The sequence below is a fragment of the Streptomyces sp. NPDC050658 genome (assembly GCF_044457025.1).
GTDB lineage: Bacteria > Actinomycetota > Actinomycetes > Streptomycetales > Streptomycetaceae > Streptomyces.
Genome location: NZ_JBITGM010000001.1, coordinates 1,120,973 through 1,136,997, shown reverse-complemented (window position 1 = coordinate 1,136,997; position 16,025 = coordinate 1,120,973). Strand labels below are relative to the sequence as shown.

13 protein-coding genes are annotated in these 16,025 nt (G+C 70.2%); 6 read left to right on the top strand and 7 right to left on the bottom strand.

What is annotated here, in order from left to right; genetic code table 11:
* Positions 1–28: 28 nt before the first annotated feature.
* The 4 genes from ACIBKX_RS05100 (at position 29) to ACIBKX_RS05085 (ending at position 4,758) form a co-directional block, all read left to right on the top strand.
* Positions 29–931: a pyridoxamine 5'-phosphate oxidase family protein gene (locus tag ACIBKX_RS05100; RefSeq protein ID WP_363273282.1), complete on the top strand. Its 903-nt coding sequence runs from the start codon at positions 29–31 to the stop codon at positions 929–931.
* A 43-nt stretch (positions 932–974) separates the two neighbouring features.
* Positions 975–1,424, top strand: coding sequence for an NUDIX hydrolase (locus ACIBKX_RS05095; RefSeq protein ID WP_363273283.1), 450 nt, complete (start codon positions 975–977; stop codon positions 1,422–1,424).
* Between the two features lie 269 nt (positions 1,425–1,693).
* Entirely contained in the window at positions 1,694–3,484 is a 1,791-nt protein-coding gene (locus ACIBKX_RS05090; RefSeq protein WP_363273284.1) for a TIGR03767 family metallophosphoesterase, read from the top strand.
* Between the two features lie 125 nt (positions 3,485–3,609).
* Entirely contained in the window at positions 3,610–4,758 is a 1,149-nt protein-coding gene (locus ACIBKX_RS05085) for a serine hydrolase domain-containing protein (protein ID WP_363273285.1), read from the top strand.
* Positions 4,759–4,883: 125 nt separating this feature from the next.
* Here ACIBKX_RS05085 and ACIBKX_RS05080 read toward each other — a convergent pair whose 3' ends face one another.
* Positions 4,884–5,939 carry a hypothetical protein gene (locus tag ACIBKX_RS05080; RefSeq protein ID WP_363273286.1) on the bottom strand — a complete coding sequence of 352 codons (1,056 nt, stop codon included), beginning with the start codon at positions 5,937–5,939 and terminating at the stop codon, positions 4,884–4,886.
* 150 nt (positions 5,940–6,089) lie between these two features.
* The gene (gene pepN, locus ACIBKX_RS05075) at positions 6,090–8,690 is read right to left on the bottom strand and encodes an aminopeptidase N (protein WP_363273287.1); all 2,601 of its coding nucleotides are present in this window, start codon (positions 8,688–8,690) and stop codon (positions 6,090–6,092) included.
* A gap of 176 nt (positions 8,691–8,866) precedes the next feature.
* Between pepN and ACIBKX_RS05070 the strand changes: the two genes are divergently transcribed.
* On the top strand, positions 8,867–9,514 hold the full coding sequence (locus ACIBKX_RS05070; protein ID WP_363273288.1) for a DsbA family protein: 648 nt from the start codon (positions 8,867–8,869) through the stop codon (positions 9,512–9,514).
* Between the two features lie 10 nt (positions 9,515–9,524).
* Here the strand turns inward: ACIBKX_RS05070 and ACIBKX_RS05065 are convergent, their stop codons facing one another.
* The 4 genes from ACIBKX_RS05065 to ACIBKX_RS05050 all read right to left on the bottom strand — a co-directional run bounded on the left by ACIBKX_RS05065 (position 9,525) and on the right by ACIBKX_RS05050 (position 13,698).
* Positions 9,525–9,716 (bottom strand): hypothetical protein, encoded by a 192-nt coding sequence (locus tag ACIBKX_RS05065; RefSeq protein ID WP_363273289.1) that lies wholly within the window; start codon positions 9,714–9,716, stop codon positions 9,525–9,527.
* Positions 9,717–9,848: 132 nt separating this feature from the next.
* Entirely contained in the window at positions 9,849–10,499 is a 651-nt protein-coding gene (locus tag ACIBKX_RS05060; RefSeq protein ID WP_363273290.1) for a superoxide dismutase, read from the bottom strand.
* Between the two features lie 187 nt (positions 10,500–10,686).
* Positions 10,687–12,165 carry an amino acid permease gene (locus ACIBKX_RS05055; protein ID WP_363273292.1) on the bottom strand — a complete coding sequence of 493 codons (1,479 nt, stop codon included), beginning with the start codon at positions 12,163–12,165 and terminating at the stop codon, positions 10,687–10,689.
* 135 nt (positions 12,166–12,300) lie between these two features.
* The gene (locus ACIBKX_RS05050; RefSeq protein ID WP_363273293.1) at positions 12,301–13,698 is read right to left on the bottom strand and encodes an amino acid permease; all 1,398 of its coding nucleotides are present in this window, start codon (positions 13,696–13,698) and stop codon (positions 12,301–12,303) included.
* Positions 13,699–13,965: 267 nt separating this feature from the next.
* Between ACIBKX_RS05050 and ACIBKX_RS05045 the strand changes: the two genes are divergently transcribed.
* Complete coding sequence (locus ACIBKX_RS05045) at positions 13,966–14,544, top strand: biotin transporter BioY (protein WP_363273295.1); 579 nt, start codon at positions 13,966–13,968, stop codon at positions 14,542–14,544.
* A 65-nt stretch (positions 14,545–14,609) separates the two neighbouring features.
* On the opposite strand, the gene ACIBKX_RS05040 is transcribed toward ACIBKX_RS05045, so the two are convergent.
* Positions 14,610–15,971: an FAD-binding oxidoreductase gene (locus ACIBKX_RS05040; RefSeq protein WP_399375641.1), complete on the bottom strand. Its 1,362-nt coding sequence runs from the start codon at positions 15,969–15,971 to the stop codon at positions 14,610–14,612.
* Positions 15,972–16,025 lie beyond the last annotated feature (54 nt).

Genomic DNA, 16,025 nt, shown 5'->3' with positions numbered 1-16,025 from the left:
CTTCTGGCCGGAAAGGACATCCAGCGCCATGGCCTCGCACATCACCGACGCAGGGCCCTATCACCACGGCTCCCGCGCCGTCCAAGACCTCGTCGGCGTACGTGAACTGGCCGACCACGTGGGCCGGTCCATCGGTCAGGGCATCCGCCCCGTCGCCGCGGCCTTCCTGGAGCTGCAGCCGATGCTGGTGCTCGGCGGTGCGGACACCGAGGGCGCCGTGTGGGCCTCGCTGCTCACCGGCGCCCCCGGATTCGTGCGGGCCACGGGGGAGCGTCAGATCTCGGTCGCGGGCGGCCTGCGCAAGGCCGACCCGCTCGCCGAAGCCCTCATGCGAGAGGGCGTCCCCGTGGGCACCATCGCCCTCGACCCCCGCACCCGCCGCCGCATGCGCCTCAACGGACGGGCCCGGCCCACCCCGCGCGGCCTGGCGATCGAGGCCGACCAGGTCTTCAGCAACTGCCCCAAGTACCTCCAGAAGCGGGACCTGTTGGAGGGCAGGGCGCCGGGCCGCCCGGCCAAGCCCCGGCAGGGCGTGCGGCTCACCGGCGAACAGCGGGACTTCATCGGTGCCGCCGACACCTTCTTCCTCGCCACCGTCCACGAGGGCGGCGCCGACGCCAGCCACCGGGGCGGCAACCCCGGCTTCGTCGAGGCCCCTTCGCCGTACGAGGTGGTGTGGCGGGACTATCCCGGCAACGCCATGTTCCTGAGCCTCGGCAATCTCACCGCCGACGACCGCGCCGGGCTGCTGTTCCTCGACTGGGCCACCGGCACCACCCTCCAGCTCTCCGGCACGGCCCGGACCGAGCACGCGGGCGACGGCTCCCGCACCGTCCGCTTCACCGTCACGCGTACGGCTCAGACCCTCGGCGCGAGCCCCTACGCGTGGTCGCTGCCGGAATACTCACAGGCCAACCCGAAGGAGGACTGATAGAAGGACCGTACAAAGACCCGATGAGGTCTAGCGTCAGCATGTGCACAAAGAGCTCCGGGTGGCGGCCTACGCCGTATGTGTACGGGACGGGCAGGTGCTGCTCGCGCGCTGGGTGGCGCGCGACGGCAGCAAGCGCTGGACCCTGCCCGGCGGCGGCATGGACCACGGAGAGGACCCGTACGACACGGTGATCCGCGAGGCCGACGAGGAGACGGGGTACGCCGTCGAGCCCGTCGCGCTGCTCGGCGTCGACTCGCTGCGCCGCCGCTACCCGCGCAAGCTCGGCGCGGTCGCCGACTTCCACGGGCTGCGCATCGTCTACGAGGCGCGGATCACCGGCGGCGAGCTGCGCCACGAGACGGACGGCTCGACCGACCTCGCCGCCTGGCACCCGCTGGACACCGTCCCCGAACTCGACCGGGTGGGGCTCGTCGACATCGGCATCGGCTTCTGGCGGGAGCGGCCGAGTGACGGCCACCGCACCGCCTGAGCCGCGGCTGCCCCTCCCCTTCCCCGGAAGGTGAACACGGAGTGACCGATTCCTCTCCGCCCGGAGAGGGCTGTGTGGCCGCGCAGGGTGCCCGGTGATCCACGTACGGTGATCGGCGCTGCCCGTTGCGGTCTCGTTAACGTGCAGGTCATCCCCGATGCCAACGATCCAGTACGAGCGGGAAGTTCGCACGGCGCGCGGCGCACAGGGCGTGGCGCGCGGCTCCCCGCGACCACTGCTGACGCGATCGCACTCGGGGAGACCGCGCCATGTCGCGCATACGCTCTGTCGCCACCGCCGCCCAGACCGCCACCCATGCCGCCGCCTCCCTCGCGTCGGCCGTGGACCGCCGGGCCTTCCTCGCGGCCACCGGGGCGGTCACCCTCTCCGCGGGCGTCGGCTACGCCATGCGGCCCGGCACCAGCCACGCCGCCGCGAGCCGCCCCGCCCCCGTCGCGCTCACCCGCAACGCCCCCGCCGCACCCCTGCTGCCCTACAAGGGCGGCACCACGCTGGCCTCCGTCGCCGCACCGCGCGGCAGCTCCGGCTACCGGCGGCTGGGCGACGGACCCGCCTGGGAGCGGGTGGTCCGCGGCGACCTCGCCGCCGCCAAGAGCGGCCGCGAGGGGCGGCGCACCGCGCTCGCCGCGTTCGTCCAGTTCACCGACCTGCACCTGGTCGACGTCCAGCATCCGCTGCGGTACGAGTATCTGCGTGCCCAGACCGCGAGCGCCTGGCGCCCGCAGGAGGCCCTGTCGGTGGCCGGCGCGGTCGCGCTGGTCGAGCGGGTGAACGCGCTGCCCGGCGGGCCCGTCACCACCTCGCCCCTGCAGTGCGTGGTGACGACCGGCGACAACACGGACAACAACTCCCGCTCCGAGCTCGACTGGTTCCTCAAGACGATGAGCGGCGGCCGCATCACCCCCAACACCGGTGACCCGCGCCGTTACGAGGGCGTGCAGGACAGCGGCCTCAAGCTCTACTGGCACCCGGACTCCGCACTGCGCGACGCCGACAAGGGCCTCGGGTTCCCGCGCGTCGAGGGCTTCCTGGAGGCCGCCCTCCGCGAGGTCAACAGCCCCGGCCTCGGGCTTCCCTGGTACTCGACCGTCGGCAACCACGACGCGCTGCCCGGCGGCTGCTGGGGGCCCGGAGACTCGCACTTCACCGAATTCGCCGTCGGCGGCCGGAAGCTGATGTCCCTGGACGAGTCGCGCGGCGCCGCCCTGTGGAAGGCCGTCAAGAAGGGCCGCGACCCCAAGGGCGCGCACTTCAAGGAGCTGTTGAAGAGCGAGACCCGCCGGATGCGGTCGGTCACCCCGGACGAGAGCCGCGCGCCGTTCACGCCCGCCGAGTACGTCGAGGCGCACCTGGACCCGGCGTACCAAGGGCACGGCCCGGTCGGCCACGGCTACACGCAGGAGAACCTCGACGCGGGCACGCAGTACTACACCTTCCGCATCAGCGACGACGTACTCGGCATCAGCCTCGACACGACCGACCCCGGCGGCCACTACGAAGGCTCGCTCGGCACCGCCCAGCTGGAGTGGCTGGAGCGGGAGCTGAAGAAGAACGAGCGGGCGGCCGGGGGCGGTTCGTACGTCGTCGTCTTCAGTCACCACACCAGCAAGACCATGCGGAACCTGCGCCATGACCCGAGCCGTCCGCGCGAGGCCCGGCACGGCGGCGACGAGATCGTCGCCCTGTTGGGCCGCCACCGCTCCGTCCTGGCCTGGATCAACGGCCACAGCCACAAGAACGACATCACCGCCCACCAGACGCCGCGCGGCTCCTTCTGGGAGGTGTCGACGGCATCGCACATCGACTTCCCGCAGCTGGCGCGGGTGGTGGAGCTCGCCGACAACCACGACGGCACGATCTCCGTCTTCACCACCCTCATCGAGTCCTCGGCCCCGCACCGCACGGATTACGCCGACCTCTCGCAGACCGGCCTCGCGGCGCTCTACCGCGAGCTGTCCTTCAACGCACCGGGCGCGAAGCCCGCGCTGGGCGGGGAGGCGGGGGACCGGAACACGGAGTTGATCCTCAAGAAGGGCTGATTCCCCGGAAGGTCTGATTCTTCAGAAAGGGCTGAAACCCGCTCAACCCGGGGGAGTTGTTCAACCTCCGCCTCCGGCCCGCGAGTCCCCCGAGTCGACAACGTTCGATGACGAAGGGGCAGCGGATGTCGACACGTACGGGGATGGCGGCAGTGGCGGCGGCGATGGCCGTGGCGGTGACGGCGGGCGCGTTCGCGGCGCCCGCGTTCGCCTCTGGGTCCGGGCACGGGGACCGGCACCGGGCGACGCAGAAGGCGATGGAGGCCGCCCTGAACAAGGACGCCCCCGGCGTGACCGTCCAGGCGGTGGACCGGCACGGCCCGTGGAACTCCGCCGCGGGCATCGGCGACCTGGAGAAGAACACCCCGCGCGGCAGCCACGACCACTACCGCGTCGCCAGCGTCACCAAGACGTTCACCGCCACGGTGCTGCTCCAGCTGGCGGCCGAGGGGGAGATCGACCTGGACGACACGGTGGGGCGGTGGCTGCCGGGCGTGGTCGAGGGGCACGGCCACGACGGCGACCGGATCACGGTGCGGCAGCTGCTCAACCACACGAGCGGCGTCTTCGACGTGCTGGCCGATCCGGGCATGCAGGAGAAGTACTTCACCGAGAAGCTCCTGGAGCACCGCTACGACACCTGGACCCCCGAAGAGGAGGTCGCCATCGCCATGCGCCACAAGCCGGACTTCAAGCCCGGCAAGGGCTGGAACTACTCCAACACCAACTACATCCTGGCCGGCATGATCATCAAGAAGGTGACGGGCCATTCGTACGCGGACGAGATCCGCGCCCGCGTCATCGAACCGCTCGGCCTGGAGCACACGTCCCTGCCCGGCACGGACGCCTCGATGCCGCAGCCCAGTTCGCGCGCGTACCTGAAACTGTCCGACGCGCCGGACGCCAAGCTGTACGACCTCACGGAGTTCAACCCGTCCATCGCGAACTCCGCGGGCTCGATGATCTCCGACTCGGCGGACCTCAACCGCTTCTACTCGGCGCTGCTGCGCGGCGAACTCCTGCCGAAGAAGCAGCTCGCCGAGATGAAGACGACCGTCCCTGCGGGCGACGACGGCCGTCGTCGCTACGGCCTCGGCCTCGAACGGGTCAAGACGTCCTGCGGCACGGTCGTCTGGGCGCACGGCGGCGACATCCACGGCTCGCACTCCCTGGCCGGGGCGACGGCCGACGGCAAGCACGCGCTCGCGGTGAACTTCAACGGGCCCGAGGGGGACGGGCGTTCGGTCCTGGACGCGGAGTTCTGCGGGAAGTAGCGGCAGGGCTGTACGGCTGTAGGGCCGTACGCCTGTAGGGCTGTCATGCGTACGCGAGAGGGGGCGGGGTCCGCCGTCCGGACCCCGCCCCCTCTCGCTCCCCTCCTGGCAGCGCCTGCCACGAGCTATCTGGGCAGCACCACCACATACGCCGCCGGGTCGCGGTCGGTCGCCGCCATCAGCGCGGTCCGCACGACCGTCGCCTGCTGTTCGAGGGACTCCCGCAGCTTCTTCGGCGTCAGATGTACGACGGTGATGCCGAGCCGCTCCAGGTGCTCGCGCTTACGGGCGTACTCGGACCACAGGGCGTCGTCGTCCTGCCGGAAGCCGTCGCGCGGCGCCCGCGTGTCCAGTTCGACCGCGACGGACAGATCGGGCCAGTAGGCGTCGACGCCCCCGAGATGCGGCCCGCCGGGCAATCGGAGGTCGACGTTCCAGAGCGGATCGGGCAGCCCGTGCTCGGCGACCATCTGGTAGAGCCGGTCCTCGGCGATGGCCCGCCCCTCGGCGAGCAGCGAGTCCACGGCGTTCACCACATGGGGGCGGCTGAGCAGCCGCGCCTGGTTCAACTCCCGCACGATGGCCGCCGGTTCGCAGTGTCCGCCGCGCACCGCCTCGGTGAGCAGCCGGCGCACCGCACTCGCCTCGGCGAGCCCCGCCACGGCATCGGCGAGCGCCCGCGGCACCGGAGCCACCGGAACTCCCGTGATCTGTACGGCGGTCGGCAGCGCGGATGTCCGCACCAGCCGGGTGAAGGAGGTGGAGCGCAGCCGCCGGGTGCGGGGCACCAGGACATCGATGCGGTCCAGGGAGAGCAGCGGGGGAGCCGAGGAGAAGCGGTGCAGGGCGAGCGCGGCGAGGCCCGTGATCAGCGCGTCGGCGTACGGGGCGTGCGGCTCGCCCGCGCCGGGCTGCGCGGGCACGGTCTTCGCGGCCTTGGCCGGCGGCCGCCCCGCGTACAACAGGGCGCCGTGCAGCCGCTCTTCACTGGTCGGCGGCCCCGGATGCAGCAGATACACCCCCGGGAGCAGCTGCTGCCAGGGACCTTCCGGCCGGCAGTGGGCGGCGACGTCGGCGGCCGAGACGCCGTGCGTGCGCAGCTGAGCGGTGCTCATCACGCGCCGCCTGACGTCGGCGAGCTGGTGCGGGGGGCGGGGGGAAAGCGGGGTGTTGTGGTTCATGACCGGGCCATTCCCGCCCCCACTCGCCCCCCTAACCGCTGTTACACGTCCGTCGACATAACCGGACAACCCCGCACTAAAGTGCAGGCGTTCGACTGCCGAAAAGGTCCGTTTCCAGAGGGTACGTTCGCGTGGCGCGCACGCGTCCCGCTAGACGGCGGCCGAATCGCAGCCCTGCGCCCGCAGCGCCCGCGCCAGGTCGTCGCGGGCCTCGATCACGAGCCGCCGCAGCGCAGGCGCCGCAGCCGCGTGCGAGGAGAGCCACGCGTCGGCCGCGTCCACCGTCTCCTGCCGGTCCTGCGCCATCGGGAACAGTCCCTTCACCACGTCCATCCCGATCTGAATGGACCGCTCCGCCCACACCCGCTCGATCGCGGCGAAGTACTTCTCCGCGTACGGCGCGGTCAGCTCCCGCTGGGAGGCCTGGGAGAACCCGGCGATCGTCGCCCCCACCAACGCGTTGGACAACGCGTCGGACTCCACCACCGCGGCCCACGCCTGCGCCTTCACCGCGGCCGACGGACGCGAGGCCAGGCACCGCACCTGATGCCGCTTCCCCGAAGCCGTGTCGTCCCGCGCCAGCTCCGCACCGATCACCTGCTCGTCGGCGACGCCATGCGCGGCCAGCGGCCCGAGGAAGGCCCACCGCAGCTCCTGGTCGACGTCAAGCCCGTCGATCTTCGCCGTGCCCTCCAGCAGACCCCGCAGCAACTGCAGATCCGCGTCCGACGAGGCCACCGCCGCGAAGAACCGCGCCCACGTCAGCTGATGCTGGCTGCCCGGCTCGGCGACCCGCAGCTCCCGCAGTGCCCCCTCGGCGAGCGCCCGCCCGCCCTCCTCGCGCCAGGCCGGCGCCGCGTAGTGCGTGAGCGCGGAGTCCGCCCAGGCGTGCAGCATCTGCAGCACCCCGATGTCGCTTTCGCGCCCCGCGAACCGCAGCACGAGCCCGATGAAGTCCCGCGCCGGCATCAGCGCGTCCCGCGTCAGGCTCCACAGCGCCGACCAGCACAGCGCGCGGGCCAGCGGATCGGTGATGTCACCGAGGTGCTCCCGCAGCGTCGCGAGGGAGTTCTCGTCGAAGCGGATCTTGCAGTACGTCAGGTCGTCGTCGTTGACCAGGACCAGCTCCGGAGCCTCCGCGCCCGCGAGTTCGCCCACGACCGTGCGCGGCCCGTCGACGTCCACCTCCGCACGCGCGTACCGCTCCAGCGCCCCGTCCGGCGTCCGGCGGTAGAGCCCCACCGCGATGCGGTGCGGCCGCAGTTCCGGGGTGCCCGTCGGCGGAGCCGACTGATGAGCAGAGCCGGCGGCTTCCTGGACGACGGACAGCTCGGTGATCCGGCCCTCCGCGTTCAGGATGACCTGCGGGGTGAGGGAGTTGACGCCCGCCGTCTGCAGCCAGGACCGCGACCAGGACGCCATGTCGCGCCCGGACGTCTCCTCAAGGACCGAGAGCAGATCGCCGAGGCGCGTGTTCCCGTACGCGTGCCGCTTGAAGTAGCGCCGCGCGCCCTCCAGGAACGCGTCCCGCCCGGCGTAGGCGACGAGCTGCTTCAGGACCGAGGCGCCCTTCGCGTACGTGATCCCGTCGAAGTTCAGCTTCGCGTCCTGGAGGTCGCGGATGTCGGCCGTGACAGGGTGCGTGGAGGGGAGCTGGTCGGCGCGGTACGCCCACGCCTTGCGGTTGTTGGCGAAGGTGATCCAGCCGTCGGTGAAGCGCGTCGCCTCGACCATCGAGAAGGTGCCCATGAAGTCGGCGAAGGACTCCTTGAGCCACAGGTCGTCCCACCAGCGCATGGTGACGAGGTCGCCGAACCACATGTGCGCCATCTCGTGCAGGATCACATTGGCCCGGCGCTCGTACGACGCCTGGGTCACCTTGCCGCGGAAGATGAACTCCTCGCGGAAGGTCACACAGCCCGGGTTCTCCATCGCGCCCAGGTTGTACTCCGGCACGAAGGCCTGGTCGTACTTCCCGAAGGGGTACGGGTAGTCGAAGTTGTCGTGGAAGAAGTCGAGGCCCTGCTTCGTCACCAGGAAGACGTCGTCGGCGTCGAAGTGCTTGGCGAGGCCCTTGCGGCAGAGCGCGCCGAGCGGGATGTCGAGCGTCGTGCCGTCCTCGAAGGTGCGGCTGTAGGAGTCCGTCACATAGTGGTAGGGACCGGCGACCACGGCCGTGATGTACGTCGAGATCGGCTTCGTCTCGGCGAACTTCCAGATGCCGTCGGTCAGTTCACCGGTGCCGTTCGACCAAGCGGTCCAGCCCTCCGGAGCCTGCACCTCGAACCGGAAGGGCGCCTTCAGGTCCGGCTGCTCGAAGTTGGCGAAGACCCGGCGGGAGTCGGCGGGCTCGTACTGCGTATAGAGATAGACCTCGCCGTCCTCCGGGTCGACGAAGCGGTGCATGCCCTCGCCGGTCCGGCTGTAGGCGCACTGGGCGTCCACCACCAGTTCGTTCTCCCCGGCCAGGTCCTCCAGGGTGATCCGGGTGCCGTCGAACACCTCGGAGGGGTCGAGGTCCTTGCCGTTGAGGGAGACGGCCGTGACGCTCGGGGCGATCAGATCGGCGAAGCTCGTGGCGCCGGGCTCGGCGGAGCGGAAGCGGATGGTGGTGACGGAGCGGAACGTGCGCGGCTCCTGGTCGCTCTCCCCGATCGCCGAACGCAGGTCGAGAAAGACCTCGTACCCGTCGACGGACAACAGCGCGGCCCGCTCCTGGGCCTCGTCGCGGGACAGATTCTCACCGGGCACGGGCGGCACTCCCTTGTGACTCGCATGCATGAAGCCGTGGATCGCACGACTCGTACGCAGTCTCGTACGAATGTCACGATCCTCGCATGTGCCGTCGGCGCCCGGTATCCGGGAATGCCCTGGTGCGCCACTGACGTTCTCCCCGCCAGATGCGAACGGATTCCCTAGGGAGAGACATGTCCGAGAACGGCAGCAAGACCCCTGTCGACTTCTGGTTCGACCCGCTGTGCCCCTGGGCCTGGATGACCTCCCGCTGGGTCCTGGAGGTCGAGAAGGTCCGCGACATCGAGGTCCGCTGGCATGTGATGAGCCTGGGCGTCCTGAACGAGGACAAGCTGGACGAGCTGCCCGAGCAGTACCGCGAGAACATGAAGCCCGGCGGCAAGTCCTGGGGCCCGGTCCGGGTCGCGATAGCGGCGCGCGAGCTGCACGGCGAGGAGGTTCTCGGCAAGCTGTACACCGCGCTCGGCACGCGCATCCACAACCAGGGCCAGGGCGTGAGCGACGAGAGCATCGCCGGGGCCCTCGCGGACGTCGGCCTGCCGGCCGACCTCATCGAGTACGCCACGAAGGACACGTACGACACGGAGCTGCGCGCCTCCCACAAGGAGGGCATCGATCTGGTCGGCCAGGACGTCGGCACGCCCGTCATCGCCGTCCCCGGCGCCGACGGCGAGCAGATCGCCTTCTTCGGCCCGGTCGTCACCCCCGCCCCCAAGGGCGAGGCCGCGGCGAAGCTGTGGGACGGCACGCTGCTCGTGGCGTCGACGCCGGGCTTCTACGAGATCAAGCGGACGCGGACGCAGGGGCCGATCTTCGACTAGAGGTGTTCGGCTAGAGGTATCCGCCGTCCCCCTTGTCGTTCCACCGCTGGAACCGCAGGCACCCCGGACGGGCGCAACGCCAGTAGTCGTCCACGTACTGCTTGCCCTTGAGGGTGCGTACGAGTTCCTTCTCCAGCTCCGTCAAGGGCCGGAACTCCTGCATCCCGCCACAGCTCGGGCAGTCCTTCGTCTTCGAGGCCATGCGCGCAGGATGAGCCGGAACCCGGCATACCGAAAGGCCCCCGTGAGTCACGTCCTCACGGGGGCCTTTCCTCTATCCGCCTGCCTCAGCGAAGGTTGAGAAGACGATCACGAGGCAGGACGTTTCAGGAGCTCAGGGCGCCAGCAGCAGGCTGTTCACACGCTGCTTCGCGGCCTCGTAACGCTTGGCCACGTCCTGCCAGTTGACGACCTGCCACATGGCCTCGATGAAGTCGACCTTCTGGTTCTTGTACTGGAGATAGAAGGCGTGCTCCCAGGCGTCGAAGACCAGGATCGGCGTCGATCCCTGGCCGACATTGCCCTGGTGGTCGTAGACCTGCTCGACGATGAGGCGGTTGCTGAGCGGCTCGTAGGCGAGCACGCCCCAGCCCGAACCCTGCGTCGTCGCGGAGGCCTTGGTCAGCTGGGCCTTGAACTTGGCGAAGGAGCCGAAGGACTCGGCAATCGCGTCCGCGAGCTCGCCGACGCCGTCCACGGCCAGCGGCTCACCGCCGCCACCGTCCTTCGGGCTGTTCATGTTGTGCCAGTAGATGCTGTGCAGGATGTGGCCGGAGAGGTGGAAGGCCAGGTTCTTCTCCAGGCCGTTGATGGCGCCCCACGTCTCCTTGTCGCGCGCCTCCTCCAGCTGCTCGAGGGTGTCGTTCGCGCCCTTCACGTACGCCGCGTGGTGCTTGTCGTGGTGCAGCTCGATGATCTGCGGGTTGATGACCGGTTCGAGCGCCGCGTAGTCGTACGGAAGTTCTGGAAGCGTGTAAATGGCCATGTCCGAGCCCTCCGACTGCTGCTCTTGCTCTGCTGTAGTTCAACTCTTATTGCAACTCATGTGCAAGTGCAGGCTAGCAGCAGGAGGCTCGGGAAGTTGATCAGCCCTTCGTCCTAGGACCACGCACAGAGCACGACAGCCCGCCCACAAGAAGTGGGCGGGCTGTCGTGCTCTGTAGTGCGTGTGGTCAGACGGAGCCGCCGCCGGAGCCGGGACCCATGGCCCCCGTGCCCGTTCCTCCCGTACCCATACCCGTCGTGCCCTTCTCCGCCAGCTTCTGCCGCACGATTCCGATCACCGCGAGCGCCAGCGTCAGCGCGCCGGTGGCGAGCAGCTGCTTGCGGGTGTCCGGCTGTTCCGTCATCAGGTAGAAGACGTACGCCATCGCGGCCAGCGCCACCCAGGTCAGGAAGGGGAAGAACCACATCTTCACGACGAGCTTCTCCGGCTCGTCGCGCTCCATCCGGCGGCGCAGGATCAGCTGCGAGGCGGCGATGAAGATCCAGACGACCAGGATCATCGCGCCGATCATGTTGAGCAGCCAGGGGAAGACGTCGTCCGGACGCCAGTAGCTGAGCAGCACGCAGACGAAGCCGAAGACCGAGGAGGCGAGCACCGCGAGGCGCGGGACGCCGCCCGAGACCTGGCCGAGCACCTTCGGGCCCATGCCGCGCTGGATCAGGGAGTACGACATACGCGAGGCGCCGTAGATGTTGGCGTTCATCGCGGAGAGCAGGGCGATCAGGACGATGACGTTCATGATCTGCCCGGCGCCGGGGATGCCCAGGTGGTCGAGCGTGGCGACGTACGGGCCCTTCGTCGCGACTTCCTTGTTGTCCCACGGCAGCAGCGTGACGACGACGAGCATCGAGCCGACGTAGAAGAGCGCGATGCGCCACATCGCCGTGCGCACGGCCTTGGCGATGCTCTTGACCGGGTTCTCGGACTCGGCGGCGGCGATGGTGACGGTCTCCAGACCGCCGTACGCGAAGACGGATGCGAGGAGGCCGATGATCAGGCCGTCCGTGCCGTTCGGCATGAATCCGCCCTCACCGGTGAGGTTGTCCATGCCGGGGGCGGACACGTCGGAGCCGGGCAGGATGCCGAGGATCGCGAGGACGCCGATGCCGAGGAAGAGCGCGATCGCGCCGACCTTGAGCGCGGCGAACCAGAACTCGAACTCGCCGAAGTTCTTCACGGCCGTCAGGTTCGCGCCGCAGAACACCAGCATGAAGAGGGCGACCCAGGCCCACTCCGGGCTGTCCGGGAACCAGCCCACCATGATCTTCGCGGCGCCGATGCCCTCCAGGCCGACGGCGACGCAGAGCAGGAACCAGAAGCCCCAGCCCGCGGTGAAGCCCGCCCAGGGGCCGATGGCCCGCTCGGCGTGCACGGAGAAGGAGCCCGACGCCGGGTTGGCGGCCGACATCTCGCCGAGCATGCGCATCACGAGCATGACCAGCGCGCCGGATATCGCATAGGCGAGGACGATCGAGGGTCCGGCCGCGGCGATGCCTGCACCGGAGCCCACGAAGAGGCCGGCTCCGATGACGCCGCCGAGGGCGATCATCGAGAGATGGCGCTGCTTGAGACCGTGGACGAGCGGCGAATCGGCCTTGGGAGGCGCGTCGGTTGCTGCGTCCTGGGGGGTGGACGTCCGAGACATGGGCGTGCCCTGTTCAGTAGCTGAGACGGGGGAGCGAGCGGCCCACAGTCTGAAGTCCGGTACCGCTGACAGGGAACACCTGACCGCTATACGGACACGACGCTTACACGTTGTGAAGAAATAGACACAACTTGTTTACGTCTGCTTCACGCGAGCCGTGTGCCACTCTCGCAGCCCGGCGATCACGAGCACCAGCCCCGTCGCCCCCGCCGACCAGAGCAGCTGCGGCCGCGCCCCGTCGTCGGTCAGCATCAGGCCGAGCACCGCGGCCATCGCCGCGAGCGCCGCCCACGTCAGATAGGGGAAGGCCCACATCCGCAGGACGAGCCGCTCCGGTGCCTCGCGCTCGATGCGCCGCCGCAGGCGCAGCTGCGAGACCGCGATCAGCGCCCACACGAAGAGCAGCACCGCGCCGACCGAGTTGAGCATGTAGAGGAAGACCGAGTCCGGCCACTTCAGATTGAGTACGACGGAGACGAAGCCGAAGGCGACGGACGCGAGGACCGCACGGCGCGGCACCCCGCCGCCGGACACCTTGAGCAGCGCCCTCGGCGCCTCGCCGCGCTCGGCCAGCGAGAAGACCATCCGGGACGAGCCGTACAGGTTCGCGTTCAGCGCCGAGAGCAGCGCCACGAACACCACGATGTTCATGATCGTCCCGGCGGACGGCACCCCGATCGAGTCGAGCACCGTCACATACGGGCTGACGCCGGCCTTCTCCGCCGTCCAGGGCAGCACCGTCACGATGACCAGCATCGAACCGACGTAGAAGAAGAGGATGCGGTAGACGGCGCTGCGCACCGCGCGGGCGACCGAACGCACCGGGTCGTCGGACTCGGCGGCGGCGATGGTCACGACCTCCAGGCCGCCGAACGCGAACACGACGGCGAGCACGCCGGAGATCACGCCCTCCCAGCCGTTGGGCAGGAAGCCGCCCTGCCCGGTGAGGTTGGTGAAGCCCACGGGGTCCGTGTCAGGCAGCACGCCGAAGATCGCGAGCAGGCCGAGGATCAGGAAGGCGACGATCGCGAAGACCTTCAGGGCCGCGAACCAGAACTCGAACTCGCCGAAGTTCTTCACGGCGGCGAGGTTGGCCCCCGTGAACACCAGCATGAAGATCAGCACCCAGGCCCACTGCGGCACGGCGGGCGCCCAGCCGCCCGCGATCTGTGCGGCACCCGTCGCCTCCACGGCGAGCACCACGACCAGCAGGAACCAGTAGAGCCACCCGACGCTGAACCCCGCCCAGCGCCCGAGTGCGCGCTCGGCGTGCACGGAGAAGGAGCCGGAGGCGGGCATGGCGGCGGACATCTCGCCGAGCATCCGCATGACGCACATCGCGAGCGCCCCCGCGATGAGATACGAGACGACGATCCCGGGCCCGGCAACAGCGATCCCGGCCCCGGACCCGACGAACAGCCCGGCCCCGATGACCCCGCCCAGGCCCAGCATGGTGAGGTGCCGCTGCTTCAACCCGCCGCCGAGGGGCTCGGGTTCGGCGTCCAAGCCGGTCGGCGGGGGTGCGTCGTGCATGGTGCTCAGGCTGCTCTCGGGTTCACAAAGACTTAGCGGGAACCTACAGTCTCCCTGGAGTCCCTCCCCGTACGCAAAACGGACCCAAGCAGCCGCCCACCTCAGTGACAAGCATCACGCCCCCCGCAGGGGTACTCCCCGCACTTTGTGCGAAGCCCACCACCGGGTACCCAGTGGCCTTGTCGCCCATCGCCGGTGAAACGCGCCCCCGGCTGGGATAGCGTCGCAGGGTTCCCCCTGCCCGTCCCCCAACCCCGCGGAGCCCCGATGAGCATCGCCGCCGTCTCTTCCCGTCCAGGCCAGGTCCTCGCCGACCTGCTGCCCGCGTCCCGCGCGAAGGACGCGGCACTCGTCGTCGGCGGCGCCGTCCTCACCGGCATCGCGGCCCAGATCGCCGTGCCCGTGCCGGGCTCCCCCGTGCCGGTGACGGGCCAGACCTTCGCCGCACTGCTCGTCGGCACCGCGCTCGGCGCCCGCCGCGGCTTCCTCTCCCTCGCGCTGTACGCCCTCGTCGGCATGGCCGGCATGCCGTGGTTCGCCGAGGCGAACTCCGGCTTCGCCATGCCGTCCTTCGGGTACGTCCTCGGCATGCTGCTCGCCTCCACCGTGGTCGGCGCCCTCGCCCGCCGCGGCGGCGACCGCAACGTATGGCGCACCGCGGGCACGATGGCCGTCGGCTCCGCGATCATCTACGCCGTCGGCGTCCCGTACCTGGCCGCGGCGACCGGCATGTCGCTGACCCAGGCCGTCGCCGCCGGGCTCACGCCCTTCCTGATCGGCGACGCCCTGAAGGCAGCGCTGGCGATGGGCGTACTGCCCACCACGTGGAAGTTCCTCAACCGCTAGATCAACCGCCGGATATCAACCGACGGATATCAACTGCCGGATCAACGGCTGGATCGACCGCTGGATCAACTTCCTGCGCTCACGCTGTAGTTCCGCCTGAAGAGGTTCGCCGGGTCGTACGTGGCCTTCAACTCGGCGAGCCTCTTCCGCGTTCCGGCGTCGTACAGACCCTCGGGCCGGTCCCCGGCGCCGAAGGCGAAGTTGAGCAGCCGCCCCTCGCCCGCGAAGAGCCCGAAGGCCTGCGTCTGCACGGCCCGCGCCGCCTCGACGTCCGTGCCGTCGAGCGGCGAGAGCACCCGCACCAGCCACCCCGCGTCCCGGTACGGAACCGCGTTCCCGGCGGGCTTCGCCAGCGCGCCGCCCAGCTGGTTGATCTGGACGACATGCATCCTGTCGGCGGCGGGACCGGTCAGCGCGAACAGCTCGATCGCCGCCTCGACGTCCAGTTCGCGGACGGCCACGCTGTCCCCGTAGTAGGAGTGCGGGAAGTCGGGGTCACTGTGGATGGTGTGGCTGTCGGTGTACGGCATCTCCCGCATCGAGTCCGACACCGAGGGCCCGATCTCCCGCAGCGGCGCCACGAGCCGCTCACCCGCCGCCTCCGAGCCGGTGTAGGCGACCCGCACCGTGATCAGATAGCGGCCCCGCAGGTGCGGCGGCAGCTGCGGCATGTCCGGGTAGACGAGCGCCGCCACCGAGGAGGTCAGCTCGTCCGGCACGGTCCGCGTCCAGGCCGCGTACGCCTCCAGGACGTCCCCCGGATCGACCTCGTGCCCGTCGAACTCGATCGCCCCGCCGTACACCCGCGCCACCGGCACCAGACCGATCTCCAGGGCCGTCACCACGCCGAGGTTCGCGCCCCCGCCGAGCAGCCCCCAGAACAGCTCGGGCTCGCTCTCCGCAGTGACGTGCCGCAGGGTGCCGTCCGCCGTGACGACGTCGAGCCACCGGACGTGATCGGCCGCGTACCCGAACTCCCGCGCCAGGACGCCGAGTCCACCGCCCAGCGTGTACGAGACGGCGCCCACGCTCGGCGCCGAACCGTTCAGCGGGGCGAGCCCGTGCGCTGCCGCGGCCTCGATGACCTGCCCCCAGCGGACGCCCGCGCCCACGGTGACGGTCCGCGCCCCGGCGTCCACCGACACCGAGTCCATCCGCCGCGTACTGATCAGCACGCCACCCTCGGCGGCGGCCGGAAGTCCGTGCCCGGTGGCCTGCACGCCCACGGGCAGCCCCGCTTCGGCGGCGTACGAGACGGCGGCGACGACGTCATCGGCGTCCGACGCCGCGAACACGATCTCCGGCCGCTGCGCGAAGCCCGTCTGGAACCCGGCGGTCTCCGCGTCGTACCCGTCGTCGCCGGGCCGGAACACGAGTCGCTGTGCGGTGAAGTCCACGGTGATCCTCCAAGAAGCGCTGTCTGACATGACCGAGCTTGCCGGGAAAACTTGACACCTGCCGTCAACATTTCTGACGACCTT

Excerpts from the sequence above, each read along its gene's own strand:
- ACIBKX_RS05085 (WP_363273285.1), top strand. The coding sequence starts at position 3,610 with ATGTCGACACGTACGGGGATGGCGGCAGTGGCGGCGGCGATGGCCGTG.
- ACIBKX_RS05050 (WP_363273293.1), bottom strand. The coding sequence starts at position 13,698 with ATGCACGACGCACCCCCGCCGACCGGCTTGGACGCCGAACCCGAGCCC.
- ACIBKX_RS05080 (WP_363273286.1), bottom strand. The coding sequence starts at position 5,939 with ATGAACCACAACACCCCGCTTTCCCCCCGCCCCCCGCACCAGCTCGCC.
- ACIBKX_RS05070 (WP_363273288.1), top strand. The coding sequence starts at position 8,867 with ATGTCCGAGAACGGCAGCAAGACCCCTGTCGACTTCTGGTTCGACCCG.
- ACIBKX_RS05040 (WP_399375641.1), bottom strand. The coding sequence starts at position 15,971 with ATGTCAGACAGCGCTTCTTGGAGGATCACCGTGGACTTCACCGCACAG.
- ACIBKX_RS05065 (WP_363273289.1), bottom strand. The coding sequence starts at position 9,716 with ATGGCCTCGAAGACGAAGGACTGCCCGAGCTGTGGCGGGATGCAGGAG.
- ACIBKX_RS05045 (WP_363273295.1), top strand. The coding sequence starts at position 13,966 with ATGAGCATCGCCGCCGTCTCTTCCCGTCCAGGCCAGGTCCTCGCCGAC.
- ACIBKX_RS05060 (WP_363273290.1), bottom strand. The coding sequence starts at position 10,499 with ATGGCCATTTACACGCTTCCAGAACTTCCGTACGACTACGCGGCGCTC.
- ACIBKX_RS05055 (WP_363273292.1), bottom strand. The coding sequence starts at position 12,165 with ATGTCTCGGACGTCCACCCCCCAGGACGCAGCAACCGACGCGCCTCCC.
- ACIBKX_RS05090 (WP_363273284.1), top strand. The coding sequence starts at position 1,694 with ATGTCGCGCATACGCTCTGTCGCCACCGCCGCCCAGACCGCCACCCAT.
- ACIBKX_RS05100 (WP_363273282.1), top strand. The coding sequence starts at position 29 with ATGGCCTCGCACATCACCGACGCAGGGCCCTATCACCACGGCTCCCGC.